Annotated in this window: 11 protein-coding genes and 1 pseudogene; 4 read left to right on the top strand and 8 right to left on the bottom strand. The window is 67.4% G+C overall.

Annotated elements, in window-relative coordinates; all coding sequences use genetic code 11:
- Window positions 1-263 precede the first annotated feature (263 nt).
- Window positions 264-1,583: an MFS transporter gene (locus tag ACPTTC_RS24410; protein ID WP_423394262.1), complete on the bottom strand. Its 1,320-nt coding sequence runs from the start codon at window positions 1,581-1,583 to the stop codon at window positions 264-266.
- Between the two features lie 44 nt (window positions 1,584-1,627).
- On the bottom strand, window positions 1,628-2,812 hold the full coding sequence (locus tag ACPTTC_RS24415) for a M20 aminoacylase family protein (protein WP_423394263.1): 1,185 nt from the start codon (window positions 2,810-2,812) through the stop codon (window positions 1,628-1,630).
- Window positions 2,813-2,994: 182 nt separating this feature from the next.
- Here ACPTTC_RS24415 and ACPTTC_RS24420 point away from each other — a divergent pair, with 182 nt between their 5' ends.
- Both ACPTTC_RS24420 and ACPTTC_RS24425 read left to right on the top strand, forming a co-directional pair.
- Window positions 2,995-3,897 (top strand): LysR substrate-binding domain-containing protein, encoded by a 903-nt coding sequence (locus tag ACPTTC_RS24420; RefSeq protein ID WP_174918575.1) that lies wholly within the window; start codon window positions 2,995-2,997, stop codon window positions 3,895-3,897.
- Window positions 3,898-4,106: 209 nt separating this feature from the next.
- The gene (locus ACPTTC_RS24425) at window positions 4,107-4,427 is read left to right on the top strand and encodes a pyrimidine/purine nucleoside phosphorylase (protein WP_006478890.1); all 321 of its coding nucleotides are present in this window, start codon (window positions 4,107-4,109) and stop codon (window positions 4,425-4,427) included.
- 89 nt (window positions 4,428-4,516) lie between these two features.
- Here the strand turns inward: ACPTTC_RS24425 and ACPTTC_RS24430 are convergent, their stop codons facing one another.
- The 4 genes from ACPTTC_RS24430 to ACPTTC_RS24445 form a co-directional block, all read right to left on the bottom strand.
- Window positions 4,517-4,852: a hypothetical protein gene (locus tag ACPTTC_RS24430; protein WP_081436670.1), complete on the bottom strand. Its 336-nt coding sequence runs from the start codon at window positions 4,850-4,852 to the stop codon at window positions 4,517-4,519.
- A gap of 481 nt (window positions 4,853-5,333) precedes the next feature.
- Entirely contained in the window at window positions 5,334-7,121 is a 1,788-nt protein-coding gene (locus ACPTTC_RS24435; protein ID WP_423394264.1) for a chloride channel protein, read from the bottom strand.
- A gap of 20 nt (window positions 7,122-7,141) precedes the next feature.
- Window positions 7,142-7,555, bottom strand: a complete 414-nt coding sequence (locus ACPTTC_RS24440) for a MarR family winged helix-turn-helix transcriptional regulator (protein ID WP_175953951.1) — start codon at window positions 7,553-7,555, stop codon at window positions 7,142-7,144.
- A gap of 131 nt (window positions 7,556-7,686) precedes the next feature.
- Window positions 7,687-8,862 (bottom strand): HPP family protein, encoded by a 1,176-nt coding sequence (locus tag ACPTTC_RS24445; RefSeq protein ID WP_423394265.1) that lies wholly within the window; start codon window positions 8,860-8,862, stop codon window positions 7,687-7,689.
- A 364-nt stretch (window positions 8,863-9,226) separates the two neighbouring features.
- Between ACPTTC_RS24445 and ACPTTC_RS24450 the strand changes: the two genes are divergently transcribed.
- Window positions 9,227-10,195, top strand: a complete 969-nt coding sequence (locus tag ACPTTC_RS24450; RefSeq protein ID WP_226197674.1) for a LysR family transcriptional regulator — start codon at window positions 9,227-9,229, stop codon at window positions 10,193-10,195.
- 49 nt (window positions 10,196-10,244) lie between these two features.
- Here ACPTTC_RS24450 and ACPTTC_RS24455 read toward each other — a convergent pair.
- A pseudogene (locus tag ACPTTC_RS24455) lies at window positions 10,245-11,609 on the bottom strand (MFS transporter).
- Between the two features lie 71 nt (window positions 11,610-11,680).
- Window positions 11,681-12,619: a 2-hydroxyacid dehydrogenase gene (locus ACPTTC_RS24460; protein ID WP_423394266.1), complete on the bottom strand. Its 939-nt coding sequence runs from the start codon at window positions 12,617-12,619 to the stop codon at window positions 11,681-11,683.
- 113 nt (window positions 12,620-12,732) lie between these two features.
- On the opposite strand from ACPTTC_RS24460, the gene ACPTTC_RS24465 reads away from it, so the two are divergent.
- The gene (locus ACPTTC_RS24465) at window positions 12,733-13,644 is read left to right on the top strand and encodes a LysR substrate-binding domain-containing protein (RefSeq protein ID WP_423394267.1); all 912 of its coding nucleotides are present in this window, start codon (window positions 12,733-12,735) and stop codon (window positions 13,642-13,644) included.
- Window positions 13,645-13,903 lie beyond the last annotated feature (259 nt).

A 13,903-nucleotide genomic window follows, 5' to 3' on the forward strand; every position in this document is an offset into this window, starting at 1 on the left:
AATACTGCGCGAAAGTTGGGACCGGCCGCCGCGTCCGGTGCGACGTACGACGAAGGCCGGCTCATTTCACCGGCTTCATGCGCGCGGCCGACATCAACCGGTTGATGTCGGCGAGCACGCGTTCACTGTCTTACGGGCAGTCGGGGCCGTGAAACAGGCCGGCCCCCATGTCGACGGCGCACGGTGGGCGTTGTGGGGATAGGGCCTCTGGCATGCACGATGCGCGCGCGACGTCCATCGCGCATCGTAGCATCGGCCACCCGTCAGTCCAGCGCCTTCCCGGCCTTTTCATCCATGCAGCGCACGGCGAGCAGCGTCATCGCGCCACACCCGATCGCATACCACGCAGGCGCATTCGGATTGCCGGTCGCCGCGATCAGCCATGTGACGAAGAACTGCGCGAAGCCGCCGAAGATCGCAACGCCGACGCTGTACACGAGCGCGCCGCCGGTCGCACGCACCGCGCGCGGGAACAGTTCGCCGAGCATCGCGCCCGTCGCGCCGATGTTGATCGCATGCACGATCGACAGCGCGGCGATGATCGACAGCAGCGACGCGGCGCCCGGCCAGCGGTTCAGCGCGATGAACGCCGGGTAGATCGCGGCCATCAGCACGATGCGCGTCCACCAGACGATCCGGTTGCGCCCGTACACGTCGGACAGGTGGCCGCCGATCGGCGTCACGAGCATCAGGATCGCGCCGGCGACGCAGCCGGCCGTCATCGACAGCCAGGTGGGCAGGTGCAGCACCTGCACGCCGTAGATCGCCATGTAGAACACGATGATGTAGTGGATCGACGTGCCGCCGATCGTCACACCGAGACCCGCGAACACGGCCTTGCCGTGATGGCGCAACACGTCGGCGAGCGGCAGCGACGCGACGGGTTCGTCGTGCGCGGCGGCGGGCGTAGCGGCCGGCACTTCCTCGACGGTCTTGCGCAGCCAATAGCCGAGCGGCACGAACAGCGTGCCGATGATGAACGGCACGCGCCAGCCCCAGCTTTCGAGCTGCGCGGCATTCAGCGTCGACGTCAACGCGACGCCGGTCAGCGCGCCGGCGAGCGCGGCGAGCCCCTGGCTCGAGAACTGGAACGATGCATAGAAGCCGCGACGATGCTGCGGCGCCTGTTCGAGCAGCAGCGTCGTCGATGCGCCGACTTCGCCGCCCGACGCGAACCCTTGCAGCAGGCGCGCGAGCACGAGCAGCAGCGGTGCGGCGAGGCCGATCTGTGCGAAGGTCGGTGCTACCGCGATCGTCGCGGTGCCGAGCGCCATCAGCAGCAGCGTGAGGATCATCGCCTTCTTGCGGCCGGCGCGGTCGGCATACATGCCGATCACGAGCCCGCCGAGCGGGCGCGTGACGAAGCCGACGCCGAAGCTCGCAACCGCGAGCATCAATTGCCCGAACGACGAATGCACGGGAAAGAACAGCTTGCCGATCAGGATCGCGAAAAAGCTGTAGACCGTGAAGTCGTAGAACTCGAGCGCGTTGCCGACGGCGGCGGCCGCGATCAGCCGGCGTTTCTTCGCGGCGGCACGTGCATCGACCGGCGTGCCGGCGAGCGAAAGGGCGGACGTTTCCATGTGGGACTCCCCGGGTGGGCGCGAAACGATGGGATGAAGGGCCGTCAGGCCGCGAGCCAGGCTTCGGCGACGCGAACCCAGTAGCTTGCGCCGATCGCAAGAATGTCGTCGTTGAAGTCGTAGCCGGGGTTGTGCACCATGCAGCCGCCCTTGCTGCCGATCCCGTTGCCGATGAACGCGTAGCAGCCGGGGCGTGCTTCGAGCATGAACGCGAAATCCTCGCTGCCCATCAGCGGCGCGGCATCGGTTTCGACGCGTTCGGCGCCGAGCATCCGACGCGCGATGTCGGCCGCGAATTCAGTCGGCTCCGCATGATTGACGAGCACCGGGTAGCCGTAGTCGTAGTCGACTTCCGCGGTGACGCCGAAGCTTTCCGCCTGGCCTTTCGCGAGCGCTTCGATGCGGCGCGCGAGCAGCGCGCGCACGTCGGCGTTGAGCGCGCGCACCGACAGTTTCATCGTGACGGTTTCGGGAATGATGTTGAACGTCTCGCCGGCCTGCACGCTGCCGACCGTGATGACGGCCGCATGCTGCGCATCGACCTCGCGCGCGACGATCGTCTGCAGTGCAACCATGATGCTGCCCGCGGCCGACATCGGATCGCGCGCGAAGTGCGGCATCGCGCCGTGGCCGCCGACGCCGCGCAGCGTGATCGTCACGCGGTCGGCCGATGCCATCGCGGCGCCGGTGCGGAAGGCCATGTCGCCGGCCGCGCGGCCCGGCATGTTGTGGATCGCGAAGATCGCGTCGCACGGAAAGCGGTCGAACAGGCCGTCGTCCATCATCGCCTTCGCGCCGCCGAAGTTTTCCTCGGCCGGCTGGAAGATCAGGTTCAGCGTGCCGGAGAACTGGCGCGTGGCCGCGAGGTGGCGCGCCGCGCACAGCAGCATCGCGGTGTGGCCGTCGTGGCCGCACGCATGCATCTTGTTCGCATGGCGGCTCGCGTACGGCAGGCCCGTGGCTTCCGCGAGCGGCAATGCATCCATGTCGGCGCGCAGCCCGACCGTGCGTGTGCCTTGCCCTTCGCGCAGCACCCCGACCACGCCCGTCTTGCCGATGCCGCGATGCACTTCATAGCCCCAGCCGGTGAGCAACTCGGCAACGAGATCGCTCGTGAGCGTTTCCTCGAACGCGAGCTCGGGGTGTGCGTGGATGCGGCGGCGCACTTCGACCAGCTCGGGTGCGATCGCGGCGATACCGGGGATGACGGGGTTCACGGCTTGCAGCATGGTCTCTCCTGTGGGGCAGGTGGGGCGTTTGACGCACATATGACGAGCAAGCATATAAATTTCTTTTGTCTACCAGAAGCTGATAAATTGCTTTGGTGCTCACCACCGGTTGCCGCTCGGGAATACCCTGAACCGACTTCTGCCGCGCAGCACAGGGTTTCCACGGATCACGTCTCGCCGCCATGAAATACCATCAGCTGAAAGCGTTCGTCACCGTCGCGGAAGAGGGGAGCATTCGCGCGGCCGCGCGGCGCCTGAACGTGTCGCCGGCAGCGCTGACGAAGGCGGTCAAGGAACTGGAGATCGCACTCGGCGTATCGCTCGTCGTGCGCACCGCGCGCGGCGTACAACTCACCGCGTTCGGCCAGCAGTTGCAGGTGCGCGCGCGGCTGATCGTCGCGGAAATGCAGCGCGCCCGCGACGACATCGAGCAGGCGCAGGGCGCGATGACGGGCTCCGTCGCGGCGGCGATCACGCCGGCCGCCGCGGTGACGATCCTGCCCGATGCGTTTCGCGCGTTCCGGCGCCGCTTCCCGGTGGCGCGCGTCAACCTGATCGAAGGGTTTCCGGGCGTCGCGCTGCCGCGCCTGCACGACGGCTCGCTCGATTTCGCGGTGGCCGTCGTCGTGCCCGAACTGCTGGCAGCCGAATTCGATCACGCGGAACTCTATGCGAGCCGTTCGCTGATCGTCGCCCGCAAGGGGCATCCGCTCGCGTCGGCCACGTCGCTCGCCGATCTCGTCGAGGCCGACTGGCTGATGAACCCGTCGCCGGAAAGCTCGACGCAGGTGCTGTTCAATTCGTTCGTCGCCTACGGGCTGCCGGTGCCGGCGCGCGTCGTCGAATGCCCGAGCTTCGGGCTCGCGCACAGCCTGATGACCGGTTGCGACCTGATTGCGTCGATGCCCGAGCAACTGCTGCAGGGCGAGTGGGCGCGCGACCAGCTCGCGGTGCTGCCGATCCGCGAGCGCCTGCCGGGCGTCTCGGTGCAGGTCATCACGCGTCGCGACAGCCCGCTGACGCCTGCCGCGGCGATGCTGCTCGATTGCCTGCGCGATTCCGCGCGACGCAAGGGGCTGCGATGAACCGGTGCCTGCGGTTCGTAATCGTTATTGAATCGGTATCCTGATGATTGGACGTGCGGCATTGCTGTCGTCTGGCGGGCATGCGGCTTGCGCAGCGAGCACGCCATTGCGGCGCATGCCGCGCGAGCCGGTATCATAGCGGCCGGCCCGCCGCTCCGGCCGGCCTCCAACAACATCGCCATCCGGCATCCAGCAATCAGAGGCATTTCATGACCAGTGCAACCCAATTCGACAACGTATCGGTCGTCAAGCGCGCGAACGTCTATTTCGACGGCAAGTGCGTGTCGCATACCGTGCTCTTCCCGGACGGCACGCGCAAGACGCTCGGCGTGATCCTGCCGTGCGCGCTCAACTTCGGCACGGACGCCCCCGAATTGATGGAAGTGCAGGCCGGCAAGTGCCGCGTGAAGCTCGACGGCAGCAGCGAATGGCAGACCTACGGCGCCGGCGAATCGTTCTCGGTGCCGGGCAAGAGCCGCTTCGACATCGAAGTGCTCGAGACGCTCGACTACGTCTGCAGCTACCTGTAACACGCCCCGCGCAGCAAAAGAAAAGCCCCGCCGAAGCGGGGCTTGTCGCAAGCGGATGGCGCCAAGGCCATCCGGAGCGCCTGTTCTCGTTACAGGCAGGCGTTGATGTCGCCGGCCGACGATGCATCGCCACCGCGGAAACCCACCCAGGTCTTCGCATTGGCGGCGTTGGCCGGGCGCACGATGGCCGCGGCGCCGTTCGGCGGCTGCTGGCCCGGCGCATAGACGGCCATGGCGAGGCCGTTCGCGAGTTCATACTGCGATGTCACTTGTTGCTGCGACTTGTCGGCCCAGGTCTTGGCGATGCACTGCGCAACCTGGTCGGCGGGTTTCTGGCTTTGTCCCACGTTTTGGAGGGCAGAATCGGCTGCATGAGCAGAAAATGCCACGGTCAATGCGATGAGCGGTAAGTATTTTGCGTTCACGTTATCTCCCTCGAGTCGTGATTGATTGAGTGGGATGCGCAGCAGGACTGCGTAACAGTGAGATTGCATCGGACGAGCACGGTTCCGGCTATTCGGAAACAAGTTGTTAACGCGCTTGCCAAACGACGGCCCCGATGCTTTGCACTTTGCTGCGGCACGGCATGAATCGTGTGCGACACGACGTCACGCGCTGCGTGGTCGGCGCGCTGCCCGGTCGTGTGGTGATGTGACGGCCGCGGCGAGCGGCATGTGTCTGCATGCCGTGCCGCGACTCTTTATTTGATCGCGAAGTGGAATGGCTGATTGATGGCCCCGTCGCATGAGCACCATGATGACAAACTTTCGCTCGTCGAATTGTTAACCAACTTTAAACGCGGGAAGCGGCGGAATGCGATGCCGCACGTGAGTGGTGTGCCGCTTCGCGCGGAAGAGGTGGCGCGAGCGGGGTGTGCGCAGCGAGGGTGGCGCGCTGCGCGGTGGATCAGCCGGCCTTGCGCGTACCGATGTCGCGCAGGTTGGCCGGGACGATCGGGCGGAAGCGCTCGCGCTTCTGTTCGTCGTCGAAGTGCTGGAGCGCGGGCTTGATCAGGTCGCTGCGCGACACGATGCCGGTGATACGCATCGATTGCTCGTCGGCGACGACGGGCATGCGCTCGAGTCCGAGCATCGCGAGCCGCGACGCGACGACGCGGCACGTTTCGTGCGCCTGCGCGACCGCAGGCGCGCGGTTGGCGAATGCACCGGAGATCGGCGTGTCGGCCGCGGCCTGGGTGCGCTGCGCATCGAGCGTCGCGCGATCGACGAGACCGAGCAGGCGGCCGTTCTGCACGACCGGGTACGCACGGTGCGTCTGCTTCGCGCCGAAGTACTGCGACTCGACGGTGTCGAGCGTCGAGTCGCCGTCGATCGCGACGAGCCGGTCGGCCGACGTCATCACTTCGCCGATGTCATGCCGCTCGAGCGGATCGACGCCGTATTCGCGATAGATGTGATAACCGCGGCGCGCGATCTTTTCCGTCATGATCGAGCGCTTCATCACGACGGTCGAGAAGCCGTGCGCGACGAGCGTCGCCGCGAGCAGCGGCAACAGCGCGTTCGCGTCATGCGTGAGGCCGAATGCGAACACGATCGCGGTCAGCGGGGCGCCCAGCGTGGCACCGAGCGTCGCGGCCATGCACACGAGCGGCCACAGCGCCGGATCGCCACCCGGCAGCATCGGCGACAGCACGGCGCCGAGGCCGGCGCCGAGCATCAGCAGCGGGGCGAGCACGCCGCCCGACGTGCCCGAGCCGAGCGCGATCACCCACATCGCGGCCTTCACGATCAGCAGTGCAAGCGCGATCTTCAATGCGATGTGCTGGTGCAGCAGGTCGCCGATCACGTCGTAGCCGACACCGAGCGCGCGCGGCTCGAGCCAGCCGCCGATGCCGATCACGATCGCGCCAAGCGCAGGCCACCACATCCAGTGCACCGGCAGCTTCGCGAAGGTGTCCTCGACGCGGTACAGGGCCGCCGACAGGCCGCACGCGAGCATGCCGGACAGCAGGCCCGCGACGATGCACGACAGCAGCGCGACGGGCGTCGGCGCCGCCGTGGTCACCGGAAACAACGGGTCGACGCCGAAGAATACGGCGCGAGCGAAACCGGCCACCGCGCACGCGAGCGCGACCGGCAGGAAACTGCGCGGGCGCCATTCGAACAGCAGCAGTTCGACCGCGAGCAACACGGCGGCGACCGGCGTGCCGAACACGGCCGTCATGCCGGCGGCCGCACCGGCGACGAGCAGCGTCTTGCGCTCGGCAGCGGTCACGTGCACGCATTGCGCGATCAACGAGCCGAGCGCGCCGCCCGTCATGATGATCGGGCCTTCAGCGCCGAACGGGCCGCCGCTGCCGATCACGACGCCGGACGACAGCGGCTTGAGGATCGCGACTTTCGGCGACATGCGGCTCTTGCCGAACAGGATCGCCTCGATCGCTTCGGGAATGCCGTGGCCGCGGATCTTTTCCGAACCGAAACGCGCCATGATCCCCACGATCAGCCCGCCGATCACCGGGATCACGATCACCCATGCGCCCAGCGTGTTGTTCGCGGGCGAGCGGTCGACGAACGAGAACTGCTGGTAGAAGAACAGGTTCGTGAACAAGTGGATCAGGCTCAACAGCACGCATGCGGCCAGCGTGCTGAGCAGGCCGATCCCGGCGGCAAGCAACGCGATCCTGGGCAGGCGGTCGGTGGTCGCGAAATCGCGTTTGTGTGGTCCGTTCATCGGCGTGGAAAATGCAAGGGTCAGTAATCGATCTGGGGAACCTGGAACGCGTCCTTGAGCGACTTCAGCTCGGCGCGATGCATGGCCGCGAGGCGGGCGAGCAGCGTCTCGCCGGCCGGCTCGAGGTGGACCTCGACCTGTCGGCGATCCGCTTCGCTCGTCTTGCGCTTCACGAGGCCAAGCCCTTCGCAGCGCGTGACCAGCGCAACGACGCCGTGATGCTGCGCCTGCAGGCGTTCCGCGAGTTCGCCGATGGTTGCCCATTCGCGATGCGGATAACCCTTGATGTGCAGCAGCAGCAGGTATTGCAGCGGCGTCACGCCTTCGCTTTGCGCGGCTCGCTCGGAGAAGCGCTCGAAGCGGCGCATCTGGTAGCGGAATTCGGACAGTTGCTGGAAATCGCTTTTCGCCAGCGCGCGTCGGGTATCGTTCATCGGGGCGGTCGGACAGTCAGTTTCGGTAGCGGGAAATATATCACAACATGATGCAAATGGCCGAATCTTGGCGGATTCGATCCATTCTGCGTCGCGCAGGCCGTGACGTTGCGTTACGTGCGCTGCATGCGTTACGCCGCCTCTAGCATCTGCGTCTGCCGATAAAGGCCCGTGACGAGATCTGTCTGAGTAATGATCCCGACGAGCCGGTGCGATGCGTCGACGACCGGAATGTGGTGGTGGCCCGAATGCGTCAACAGCGCGACGAGCGCGGTGATCGGCGTCGTTTCCGGCGCGCACGTGACGTCGCGCGTCATCACGGCGGCGACGCTCGCCGGCTGGCCGCCGAACGCTTGCGGCAGTCGCACGGACAGGCGTTGCCACAGCGGGGTCGGGCGGTGCAGCCGGCGCGTGAGGTCGGCGCGCGTGACGATGCCGGTCAGGCGGCCTTCGCCGTCGACGACAGGCAGTGCCTTCACGCGGTGGCGGTCGAGCAGCGTGAGCGCGGCCGTCACCGACGTCGACGGCGCGACTTCGATGGCGTTCTTCGTCATCAGGTCGGCGCACGAGAGCTGGCCGAACGTGCGCGTATACGCCTGCATCTCGGTTTCGCGCAGCAGGGCTTCGAGATCGTCCGGATCGACGTCGAGCCATTCGCTGCGGCGCTTCAGCACCGCGTCGAGGTCGCCGCGCGTGAAACCGCCTCGCGCGGGTGTAGCGCCGCCTGCCTGCGGTTTCGCTTCGGGGCGCACGCCGCCGTGCGGGTAGCGGTGCCCGGTCAGTGCGTGATAGACGAGCGCGGCCGACAGCAGGATGGCCGATTGCAGCGCGATCGGCTCCAGCACGAATCTGAACCCGAGCGCATGGATCGCCGGGCCGCCGACCACGGCCGTGAGCGCGACGGCGCCCGACGGCGGGTGCACGCAGCGCAGCACGAACATGCCGCCGATCGCGCACGCGATCGCGACCGCGGCAGCCGTGATCGGATCGGCTATCCATTGGGCGCACGCGACACCGACCGTCGCGGCGACGAGATTGCCGCCGATGATCGGCCACGGTTGCGCGAGCGGGCTCGCCGGCACGGCGAACAGCAGCACGGCCGACGCGCCCATCGGCGCGACGAGCAGCGGCACGAGGCCCGGCACGCCGGGCAGCAGCCGCATCGCCACGCCGACCGTCGCGATGCCGACGAGCGCGCCCGTGCACGAGCGCAGGCGCTCACGCCAGCCCAGCGACATCGGATGGGGAACGAAGCTATGCAGCCATTGCCGCAACGTGCGGCGCGGTGGAGGGGAGCCTGACGACATGGACGGGAAGCGGTAAAAGTGACGCGCGGATGCGCGCAGCGACGAGCGGCGAATTATATCGCGTTGTGATATAAATTGTCGCACTGCATCAAGCGGTTGCCCGTGTGCGATGCGCGTTGCTTGCAAAAACCTTTCGCAGGATGAGAGCTTGCGGGCCGGGGAGCCGCGCAAATTTGTCTGCGGCGGCGTACAATTCGGGCCACTGAATCCCCCCGTCATGCCAGAACCACGTAACGCGATGCCCGCTCTCCCGCCTTTCTCCCGGCACGGTGATCGATTCGACGTGGTTCGCGGCTGCGTTCCGTTCCTCATCTGACGCGAGCGCTGCCGACGCCTCCCCACTGACTCTCCCCAAGCCAATTCAATGGACATGCTCGAAAACATGCGCCTGTTCGTGCGCGTTGTCGAAGCCGGCAGTTTTACTGCGGTCGCGAAGGAAATCGACGCGACCACCGCGCAGGTGTCGCGCGCGGTATCGAACCTCGAAGCGCACGTACAGACGCGGCTGCTGCATCGCACGACGCGCCATCTCGGCCTCACCGAAAGCGGCGAACGCTATTTCGAGCGCGCGAAATCGATCCTCGCGGAAATCGACTACGCGAACGCGGAGGCGCGCAACGCGCTGCTGCGGCCGAGCGGCAAGATGCGCATCCATGCGATGACGGGGCTCGGGCAGAGTCATGTCGTGTCGTCGATCGTGCGCTACCAGGAGGACAACCCCGACGTGTCGGTCGAGCTGACGCTCGCGCAGCGGATGCCGAATCTCGTCGAAGAGGGCTATGACGTATCGATCGTGACGGCGTCGCAACTGCCCGATTCGGGCTATGTCGCGCAGACCTGCGGCACGAGTTGCAGCGTGCTCGTCGCATCGCGCGAATACCTGGCGCGCCACGGCACGCCGCAGTCGCCCGACGAATTGCCGAACCACGTGTGCCTGCGCCTCGATACGCCCGCCTCGCCGGCCGGCGAATGGCGGCTCGAGCGCAGCGATGGCGAGGAGACCGTCTACGAGCTGCAGCCCGCGCCGTTCCAGGTCAATGTGCCGGACGCACTGTGCGTCGCGGTGCGCGCCGGGCGCGGGATCGCGTGCGTCGCGCTGTATACGGTGCTCGATGACATCCGCGAAGGGCGGCTGATCCGCGTGCTGCCCGAGTATCGGCTGCAGACGGTGAGCGTGTATGCCGTCTACGCGACCCGCCGTTATCTCGACGCGAAGATCCGTACGTTCCTCGACCACCTGCGCACGACGCTCACGCCCGCGCTGGAGAACGACCTGCGCGAACTCGACCGGCTGACGACCGAACAGACGCGGGGCGGCCGCAAGCGCGCGTGACGATTCGCGCGGGCATGCTTCCCGCGAACCGCACGTGCCGCGGCGAGGTTCATGCGCGCGGCGCGATGCGAATCCGCTCGAAGCGACCCGCGAGCCATCCGTAGGCGGCAATGCCGAGCAGCCCGTGCGCGGCGACGAACCATAATGCGCCGGCGAACGAACCCGTGCTGGCGACGAAGTAGCCGATCACGAGCGGCGTGACGATCCCGGCGATATTGCCGAGGCCGTTGAACACGCCGCCGCTCAGCCCCACCATCCCTTCCGGAGCCGTATCGGCGAGCACCGCCCAGCCGACCGCCGCGAGCCCCTTGCCGAAGAATGCGATCGTCATCAGCGCGATCACGACCGCGTTCGACGACGCGCCGTTCGCCAGCACGAGCAGCGTCGCCATCGCCATTCCCACGACGAACGGCGTCTTGCGCGCCTTCGACGGATGCATGCCGCGCCGGATCAGCCAGTCCGACAGCACGCCGCCGAGCACGCCGCCCGTGAACCCGCAGATCGCCGGCAGCGCGGCGACCCAGCCGGCCTCCATGATCGTCATCCCGCGTCCCTTGATCAGGTAGATCGGGAACCACGTGATGAAGAAATAGGTGAGGGCCGTGATGCAGTACTGGCCGACGTAGATCGCCCACAGGTTCCGGTGGCGGAACAGTTGCGACACGTCATGCCACGACACGCGCGGCCGATGGCGCACGCGGTTCGCCTCGAGATCGACGAGCGCGCCGTGCGCGCGCAGGTAGTCGCGTTCCGCGTCGCTCACGCGCGGATGGCCGTGCGGTTCGCGATACCACGCGAACCACAGCGCGGCGAGCGCGATGCCGAGCATCCCCATCCACAGGAACACGTGCTCCCAGCCGAGCGCATGCGTGAGCCAGGCCATCGCGGGCGTGAACAGTACGACGGCCATGTACTGCGCCGAATTGAACAGGGCCGATGCCGTGCCGCGTTCGGCGGTCGGGAACCAGCACGCGACGATTCTCGAGTTGGCCGGGAACGCCGGCGATTCGACGAGGCCGAGCATGAAGCGCATGACGAACAGCGCGAGCGTGGCGGCCGCGCCCTGCACGGCGAGCCAGCCAACCGTGCCCTGCAGCATCGTGAAGACCGACCACAGCAGCAGGCTCAGGCCGTACACGCGCCGTGCGCCGAAGCGGTCGAGCAGTCAGCCGCCCGGGATCTGGCCGATCGCATAGGCCCACGCGAATGCGGAAAAGACGATGCCGAGCTGCACGGGCGTCAGCCTGAGGTCGTGAGCGACGCCGGTTCCGGCGATCGACATCGTTGCGCGATCCGCATAGTTGATGACGGTGACCGCGAAAATCAGCGCGAGGACCGCATAGCGGACGCGGCCGATCGTGCGCGAGGCGGCGGGCGACGCGGCGAGGGCGGCGCCGCTGGATCGATTGGGCATGCGTGTCTCCTGGCCTCCGTCGTGCGGAGGCATCCGGTGTTGTAACGGGTGGCCGCCGTGCGGCGCGGGGATCAGCGCGTGACGCTGGTCGGCGGGCGCTGGCCGGCAAAACACGCGGCAAGATTGGCCAGCACGATCCGGCCCATCTCTTCGCGGGTTTCGCGGGTCGCGCTCGCACGGTGCGGCTGCACGACGACACGGTCGAGCTCGAGCAGCGCGGCTGGCACGTGCGGCTCGTTCGCGAATACGTCGAGGCCGGCGCCGGCGATCGTGCCGTCGGCGAGCGCGCGGATGAGCGCGGCTTCGTCGACCAGCTTGCCGCGCGCGACATTGATCAGGAATCCTTTGTGGCCGAGCGCGGCGAGCACGTCGGCCGTCACGAGCACGTTGCCGTGATCGGCCGATGCCGCGATCACGAGCACGTCGCTGTCGCGCGCGAGCGCGATGAGGTCGGGCACGAAGCGATAGCCGCTGTCGCGATGCTCGCGCGGGCCAAAGTAGCTGACGGGCATCCGGAACGCCTGCGCGCGCTGCGCGATTGCGCGTCCGACGCGGCCCAGCCCGACGATGCCCAGCCGCTTGCCGGTCACCTGCGTTGCGAGCGGTTGGGCCGCCTTGCCCCAGCGGCCGCCGCGCACGATGCGCTCGCCGGCGCCGAGGTCGCGCAGCGTCATCAGGATCAGCCCCATCGCCATGTCGGCGACGTCGTCGGTCAGCACGTCGGGCGTCGTCGTCACGTGAATGCCGCGTGCGCGTGCGCGGTCGAGATCGACGGCGTCGGTGCCGATGCCGCTGATCGCGACGATCTCGAGCGCGGGCAGCCGGTCCATCAGCGTGGCGGACAGGCCGTTCGCGCCGCCGGTCACGACGCCGCGAATGCGTGCGGCCACGCGATCGAGCAGCGCGTCCGGTTGCTCGGCCGCATACAGCCGGTGCACCGCGTAACGGGCGGACAGTTCGGCGTCGATGGCGTCGGGGAGCGGCTGGGTGAGCAGGATGTCGATGGTCATGAAGGTCTCGGTCGTCGTGCGCGGCTTGGGCCGTGCATCAGGTGCAACCGAGTATAGAAATCGTATCGATATGCGTCTAACATCAAAAGACTATCGATCGATTCAAGCATTGGATGATTGAACTGCACCAGCTTCGCTGCTTCGTCGCGGTCGCCGAGGAACTGCATTTCGGTCGCGCGGCCCGGCGGCTCTTCATGACCCAGCCGCCGCTCAGCCGGCAGATCCAGCTGCTCGAGCATGCGCTCGGCATCGCGCTGCTCGAACGCAGCAGCCGGCAGGTCAGCCTGACCGCGGCCGGCGAGCGGTTCCTGCGCGACGCGCGGCACATCCTCGAATTCTCCGCACGGGCCGAGCAGGCCGCGCAACGCGTCGCCCATGGCGGCGCCGGCCGCATCACGCTCGGCTTCACGGCGGTCAGCGCATACCGGATGATCCCGATGCTGCTGGCACACGCCGCGCACGCGCTGCCGGACGTCGACATCGAATTGCGCGAGATGGTGTCGACCGTGCAGATCGATGCGCTGGCGTCGCGGATGCTCGACGCGGGCTTCGTGCGCCAGCGTGCCGCGCGCCAGCCGCTCGAATACCGGCTCGTGCAGCGCGAGCCGATGCTGGTTGCGGTCGCGGAAGGCGCGCCGCTTGCCGCGTGCGAGCGCATCGGCCCTGACGATCTGGACCGGCAGCCGTTCATCGCGTATTCGCCGAACGAAGGGAAATACTTCCACGACCTGATCTCGGGCCTGTTTGCGAATGCGGGGCGGCTGCCGAACTACCTGCACTACGTCGGGCAGACGCATACGATCCTCGGCCTTGTGCGCGCGGGGCTCGGTGCCGCGCTCGTGCCGGCGTCGGCGCGCGAACTGCATGTCGACGGCGTGATGTTCCGGCCGCTGGCGGGCGCCGACGTGGCGGCCGAGCTGTATCTCGCGTGGCGAGCGGACAACGACAACCCGGCGCTGCCGGTGTTCAACGCGATGGTCGAGCGGTTTCTGGCGCAGGAGCACGGCGGCGCGGTAACGGCATAAGCGCGGAATCCGTCGGCGCGATGTGACAAGCTTTCAACCCGGAAGCTTGCGCAAGCGATGCCAAGCAATCCTGACCGAGCACGACCGGTCGCAGTCCTGCGAATCCTTACCGCGTTGAAAGCTGCTTCGCTACCCGTGTTCCAAAGGAGGAACGCAGCAGTTCGCTGCACTGCGACAACTGCTTGACGCTGCATGCCGGTCGGCGCAGGATACGTCCGTGCATTTGGAGCGGGACGCGCCGGCCGCGCGGTCCTGCACC

Origin of the sequence: Burkholderia mycopellens (assembly GCF_964265025.1) — a bacterium.
In the GTDB taxonomy this organism is placed as follows: Bacteria; Pseudomonadota; Gammaproteobacteria; order Burkholderiales; family Burkholderiaceae; genus Burkholderia.

Coding starts and splice junctions, on each gene's coding strand:
- ACPTTC_RS24425 (WP_006478890.1), top strand. CDS start 4,107: ATGACCAGTGCAACCCAATTCGACAACGTATCGGTCGTCAAGCGCGCG.
- ACPTTC_RS24440 (WP_175953951.1), bottom strand. CDS start 7,555: ATGAACGATACCCGACGCGCGCTGGCGAAAAGCGATTTCCAGCAACTG.
- ACPTTC_RS24450 (WP_226197674.1), top strand. CDS start 9,227: ATGGACATGCTCGAAAACATGCGCCTGTTCGTGCGCGTTGTCGAAGCC.
- ACPTTC_RS24415 (WP_423394263.1), bottom strand. CDS start 2,812: ATGCTGCAAGCCGTGAACCCCGTCATCCCCGGTATCGCCGCGATCGCA.
- ACPTTC_RS24465 (WP_423394267.1), top strand. CDS start 12,733: ATGATTGAACTGCACCAGCTTCGCTGCTTCGTCGCGGTCGCCGAGGAA.
- ACPTTC_RS24445 (WP_423394265.1), bottom strand. CDS start 8,862: ATGTCGTCAGGCTCCCCTCCACCGCGCCGCACGTTGCGGCAATGGCTG.
- ACPTTC_RS24435 (WP_423394264.1), bottom strand. CDS start 7,121: ATGAACGGACCACACAAACGCGATTTCGCGACCACCGACCGCCTGCCC.
- ACPTTC_RS24460 (WP_423394266.1), bottom strand. CDS start 12,619: ATGACCATCGACATCCTGCTCACCCAGCCGCTCCCCGACGCCATCGAC.
- ACPTTC_RS24410 (WP_423394262.1), bottom strand. CDS start 1,583: ATGGAAACGTCCGCCCTTTCGCTCGCCGGCACGCCGGTCGATGCACGT.
- ACPTTC_RS24420 (WP_174918575.1), top strand. CDS start 2,995: ATGAAATACCATCAGCTGAAAGCGTTCGTCACCGTCGCGGAAGAGGGG.